General features: G+C 63.4%; 6 protein-coding genes. 2 read left to right on the top strand and 4 right to left on the bottom strand.

Features of this window, described 5'->3' with window-relative positions; genetic code table 11:
• Positions 1-199: addiction module antitoxin (locus VBE63_RS24180; RefSeq protein ID WP_323685573.1), on the bottom strand; the 199-nt coding region annotated here is incomplete at its 3' end.
• Between the two features lie 140 nt (positions 200-339).
• Complete coding sequence (locus VBE63_RS24175) at positions 340-1,479, bottom strand: ATP-binding protein (RefSeq protein WP_323685572.1); 1,140 nt, start codon at positions 1,477-1,479, stop codon at positions 340-342.
• 146 nt (positions 1,480-1,625) lie between these two features.
• On the opposite strand from VBE63_RS24175, the gene VBE63_RS24170 reads away from it, so the two are divergent.
• Both VBE63_RS24170 and VBE63_RS24165 read left to right on the top strand, forming a co-directional pair.
• Positions 1,626-2,648: a nucleotidyltransferase domain-containing protein gene (locus tag VBE63_RS24170; protein WP_323685571.1), complete on the top strand. Its 1,023-nt coding sequence runs from the start codon at positions 1,626-1,628 to the stop codon at positions 2,646-2,648.
• A gap of 310 nt (positions 2,649-2,958) precedes the next feature.
• Positions 2,959-3,933, top strand: a complete 975-nt coding sequence (locus VBE63_RS24165) for a DNA-binding protein (RefSeq protein ID WP_323685570.1) — start codon at positions 2,959-2,961, stop codon at positions 3,931-3,933.
• Between the two features lie 348 nt (positions 3,934-4,281).
• On the opposite strand, the gene VBE63_RS24160 is transcribed toward VBE63_RS24165, so the two are convergent.
• Both VBE63_RS24160 and cas2 read right to left on the bottom strand, forming a co-directional pair.
• Positions 4,282-4,983, bottom strand: coding sequence for a hypothetical protein (locus VBE63_RS24160; protein ID WP_323685569.1), 702 nt, complete (start codon positions 4,981-4,983; stop codon positions 4,282-4,284).
• Position 4,984: 1 nt separating this feature from the next.
• Positions 4,985-5,488, bottom strand: a 504-nt coding sequence (gene cas2 / locus VBE63_RS24155; RefSeq protein ID WP_323685568.1) for a CRISPR-associated endonuclease Cas2, incomplete at its 5' end; no start/stop codon positions are given.

Below are 5,488 nucleotides of genomic sequence, written 5' to 3'. Positions count from 1 at the left end.
ACGCGTTACACCACTCGGAGGCCTCGGCTTCGCGTTCCGAATCAGCCGCCATCGCCTGATAGCCCTCATCCAAGCTCGTATCGAGCACATGCGGGCGCACCAGATCCTCGATGAACTGACTGATGCGCCGTTTACCAATGCGCCGATGCAGCCCCTCGTAGACCGGTTCATCGAGCGTAATCGTCATGCGCTTGTGCATGAGCACCCCCTAAATACGTTGTGCGTAGTCCGCATTCTAGAGGCTGGACTGAGCGCGGGCAAGGCGGCGTGGTTGTAGACCCGGTTCTGAGCCACCGGCCGGGATTAGGGCAGGGCGCCGGGATGGGATTGGAAGCGGCATCAGCGCCCGGCCCCAAGCTCGGCGAGCCACTGAGCGGCGGGCTCGACCGCCACGGGTCCGCGTTGCTCGCGATGGCGCAGATGGCGGACCAGCAAGGTGGCGCGGGCCTGCGGAAATCGCGCTGCCGTGGCCGCTAGGTACCGGGGAACAGCAGCATCCGACCACTTGCACTCGACCAGTTGCATCGGTTGATCGGCCTCGCAGACGACAAAATCGATTTCCCGGCCTTCCTTGTCACGAATGTAACTGAGCGTCGCCTCCTGGCCCTCGGCATCGCGCCGCCGTTGCACCTCGGCCTGCAACATCGTGGCGCAAGCATTCTCAAAGCGGATGCCGTCATCCCCCTTGATCAGGCCCGTGTCATAGAAATACACCTTCGGCGCTTTCAGTAAGGCACGCGCGATGTTGCGGTGGAAAGGACGCACGCTGAAGACGATATGCAGCGTCTCGAGGATGCCCAGATAGCGACTGAGGGTCGTGGGTGAGAGCTGCAGATCGCGGGCCATGGAGGCCAATGACACGGGTGATCCGACGCGTTCGCGCAGCATCTGCACGAACAGTCGCATCGCCTGTACCTCGCTGATCCGGGAAAACTCTAGGATGTCGTCACGGATCAGCCCATCCAGATACAACGGCCGCCAGCGCCGTGCATCGGTCTCGGTGTCGGCCAAGAGCGGTTCCGGGAACCCGCCTCGGATCAGCAGCCGGCTCAACGCCTCTTCAGGCGTGATGTCCGTCGCCGCGACGAGCTCATGCACCGTCACCGGCAGCAGGTGCCAGGAAAAGTAGCGACCGGCCAGCGATTCCCCGGCTTGGCGAAAGGCATCGAGCCGCGCGCTGCCGGTGACCAGAATCGCTTGTCCTTCCGCTCGCCCGTCATACACGCCTTTGAGCCAGGGGCGCCAGTCCTTCATCGTGTGCAGCTCATCGAACACCAGCAGGGAGGCTGTGGGAACCCAGCTTTGGGCCAGCATCACGCGACGGTCGGCGAGGACGTCCCAGTTAAACAGCTGGGCATCGGGAGACTGCGCAGCAATCATCTGGGCCAGCGTGGTCTTTCCTGCCTGCCGGGGACCGGTGAGGAACACCATCTTGCGCGAGAGATCGCGCTGCACCATCGGTTTGATCAGTCGCTCCATACTGACGATTTTCCTGCTTTCTGGAAAAAAGTCGAGACGGTTTATTCGTCAACTGGAAGATGGTCAACTTCTCGCCGTGCCGGAGCCATTGATCTGGTCGGCTGTTTCCGTCATAAAGCCGCATCCTAAAAGATGACGGAAACGATGTGCGCGCACTCACCCATCAGCAGCGACTGCACCTGATCAACAGCGAGCAGCTGTTCGAGAATTACCGCGAGGCCTTACACCAGAGCCGCACCTATGCCTACGGGATGCGCTGGAAGCGGGTGCGGGGCGTGGACTATCTGTTTCGCGAGCGCGACCGGCGCGGCAACGGCAAACTGCTCGGACGGCGCAACCCCGAGACCGAAGCCCGCCTGCGCCAGTTCCACGACCGTAAAGCCGCCGCAAAGCAGCGACTCGCCCAGATCAAGGCGCAACTCGACGAACAGGCCCGGCTCAATAAAGCGTTGCGCCTTGGGCGTGTCCCTCGGGTTGTGGCGCGCATTCTGCGCGCTCTGGACGAGGCCCGGCTCGGGGATGCGTTCACCGTCCTCGGCACGCAGGCCCTCTACGCCTACGAAGCCCACGCCGGCGTGCAGCTGCTCTTGGAGCTGCTCGCCTCGGGCGATGTCGATTTGTTGTATGACACCCGCCAGCGACTCACGCTGGTCTCCCATCGACTCGAGGGCCAAGGGCTCCTCGGTTTGCTCAAGAAGGCCGATCGGAGCTTTGAATGCGTGCGCCGACAGGGCTTTCGTGCCGCCAACGCGGGGCAGTTCATGGTCGATTTCGTGATTGCGCCACAACCGCTGCATCAGGCCGAGCCGATCACCTTTGCCGAGGAAGACCTCGTGGCCGCCGAGGTGCCTGGTCTGCAGTGGCTGCTCAATGTGCCCGCACTGGAGACCGTCGCCATCGATGAACACGGCTGGCCGGTGCCGTTTCGGGTACCAGACCCACGCGCCTTTGCCTTCCACAAAGCCTGGCTCTCACAGCGCATCGATCGCGAGCCGGTCAAGAAGCCGCGCGATCTGGCACAAGCCTGTGCGATGGCGCAGCTGATTCGCGACGCGCTGCCGCAGTATGCGTTCGCCGATCCACTGATGGCCCTGCCGAAGGCGATCGCGAATGTGGCGTGGCTCGAATCCCACTGTGGACTCACCGGCCTCGCCGATGCTGGAGACTGATCGGGGGCAGGGCATCGGAATGCGGCGAGCGCTCGGCCGTGAGCGGCCTGCCCGTGAAACGTTCCACGGTTTTAGCCGGGGCGTGTCACGCGGTTCTTAATCGTCTGTTTCTAGAGCTTTTTTCGGCCAGTTTGCCGCGTTCTCGCAGTCGCTGTCCCGGGATGTTCCACGGCTCCGCAGGGTCTGCTCACGGCGAAAACGGGCTTTTGGGCCAAGATCGCAACAGAGGGGGGATTCTGTTGCAATCTTTGATCATTTCATGATGCTGTATACTGTATTTCCGTATCATAGCAACACGTAATACCGCTGCATGTCCCGTCCTGCCTCGATTTCCGCCGATGATGTCCGCTCCGCCGTCTACGCCTGCCTGAGCGCCTGTGAGGCGCCCTCGGTCGATCGCCTGCGCCGCCATCTCGGGCGCGGTTCCAATACCACGATCCTGCATCTGCGCGATGCGGTGATCGAGGAGATCCGCGAGCAGCTCCAGGGCGAGGCCTTACCCGCCGGTGTGCCGGAGACCCTGCAGGCGCCCGTGGCGGCGTTCTGGCAAGCCGCTCAGGAGGTTGCCTTTGCTCGCCTGGCCGAGGAACGCGCCGAGGCGCAACGCCAGATCACCCAGGCCCGGCTGGCTCAGGAGGCGGCCGAGCAGCAGGCTCAGCAGGCGGCACAGGAACGCGATCGCATCACCGCCGTGGCCGAGGAGCGGCGCGTCTTGAACGCGACCCTGCGCGCCGAACGCGATCAGGCGCGCGCGGAGGGCCGGGAAGCCGAACGCGCACAGGCGCAGCGGCTGCAGACGCTGCAGGCCACGCATGAGGCCGAGCGCGACGGGCTGCGCCAGCAGATCGAGCAGGGGCGGGTCTTGGTCGAGGAGTTGCGCCTGGAGCAGGCGCGTGAGCGTGAGATCGCGGTCGGTCAAGAGCAGCAGTATCTGCGGGTGATCGAGGAACTGCGGGCCGAGCGCGAGGGGCTCAAGCAGCGGCTGGAGGCGCAGACGCACGCGAGCGAGCAGCGGATGCAAGCCCTGAGCAAGGCGCTGGCCACGCAACAGCGTGTGTCCATGCGGGTGGAGGCCGAGCTCGAGGTCGCGCGTGAGGAGCAGGCTCGGTTACGCGAGGTGATGGCTGAAGGCGAGCGTGCCTTGGCGGAGGTGCGGGTGCGCGAGCAGGTTGCCGTGGCGCAGCGGGATCAGGCACGCGAGGTGGAGTGGGCGACGCGGGAGCGGTTGAAAGCCCTGCAGGTGCGTTGGCAGGAGGAGCAAGAAACAGTCCCTACAGCGTCTTAATCCCCTTTAGATCGGGTCTAGGTTCGGACCTCGACGCCAGGGAGCCTTTATAATCAACAACCTGCAAGGGGGGTTGCAGAAAATTTTGGCGACCCGAAAGTTCACATGCAGAGTCTCCGTGTCGAGCTGTCCAGATCAAGAGGTTAGAACTGGTTGACGGAGAGGTCAAGCAGTGGATGCCGAGGCTGATCTTGGCGTTCCTGCGCGCTCGCACGAGACGGTTGTGAGCTGCGAAGTATGGTGGTGATGAGCCTGCGTAACGGTCAGGAACTCAGTGCGGCCTTCATCAGTGCCTTGGCTTGGTCGTACTTATCCGGGTTGGTCTTGTTGGACAGCTGTTCGCGGGGCTTACGACCAAGGAAATAGGCGATGCGCTCGGCGTTGCTGCCAGACGGATGCGGCAATGCCGCGCAGAACCAGCGGTGGCCGCACGCCATGATTCGCCGCAACCCAGCCGATGGCTGCCTCTGGCTTCGGACCCAGTGGGACGATGACCGCGTTATGTAAGGCATCGAGCATCGGCATCAGGTGCGAGGTCATCAGGTCGCGCAGCGCTGGATGGCCGGTCAGCGTTGGACTGCTACCACCATAATTCTTGCCGTCGACGAAGGTCGGAAAGACGATGGCCGACAGGGATTGCAGCCAGTCGCGGCGCTCGCCGAACAGACTCGCGCAACTGTTGATCCCGAGATAGCCATTGAGGCCGACGCTATCGAGCATGGCGATCAGCGGCTCGCGCATCGTGCCGCTGAAAGCCGCACCTTCCCTGGCCTGACGCAAGATGTCCTGCTCGGCGCTGCCAGCCTCGATCTCGGTGCGGGCAATGCGCAGCGCGTTATCGGCCTGCGTCAGACCGGGGGTGATGCCGAGCAACACGACCTTGGCATTGGGGTTTGGAAATTCAAACGGTGCGTAGTAGATGCTCAGTCGGCCGTCGCGGCGGATCAGCAACTCATCGGGTAGGGCCTCGGGCTTGCGCGCGCCGGTGCCCGAAGCGAGCGGATAGCGGGCAATGGCATCACGGTAGCGCGGAAAAAGAGACGGGGACATCTCAATGACTCCTTTTAGGTGGACGGCCTGGTTGGCCTTTGTGCTTGGAACGCACGGGCGGTTCTTCAGCCGCGCGTCGGTCCTGCTCGGCGACCATCGCCAGCAGAGCTTGGGTGAGACTGGCATCGGAGGGGAGGTCAATGCCGCCGGGTAGCCATTGGCGGCCATACTGCTCGGCATCGAACTGCATTGGCAGCGGATAAACACGGATGTCATCGCGCGCGGGCTGGATGATGTCATCCAGGGCGGCGAGCAGTTGATCGAGATCCCGCGTGGTACCGACGACGAGAAACACCGAATACTGCAGCGCCATGCCGGAACCGCGCACGGTGCGATGCACGCCCACCAGGCGCTTGGGATCGGCGATGTCGTAGGCCAGCAGATAGGGGCGGCGTTGATGGGCGGGCATGACACAGACCCTAGGTGACGCTTGCCGCGCGGCTCCAGGCGCAGCAGAGAAGCGATCTTCAATCGGGTTGAGCAGGGTTTCGATCTCGCTGACCAG

The sequence above is a fragment of the Lamprobacter sp. genome (assembly GCF_034860625.1).
Classification (GTDB): Bacteria; Pseudomonadota; Gammaproteobacteria; order Chromatiales; family Chromatiaceae; genus Lamprobacter.
The sequence above is the reverse complement of the archived record's forward strand: the minus strand, read 5'-3'. Positions and strand labels throughout refer to the sequence as shown.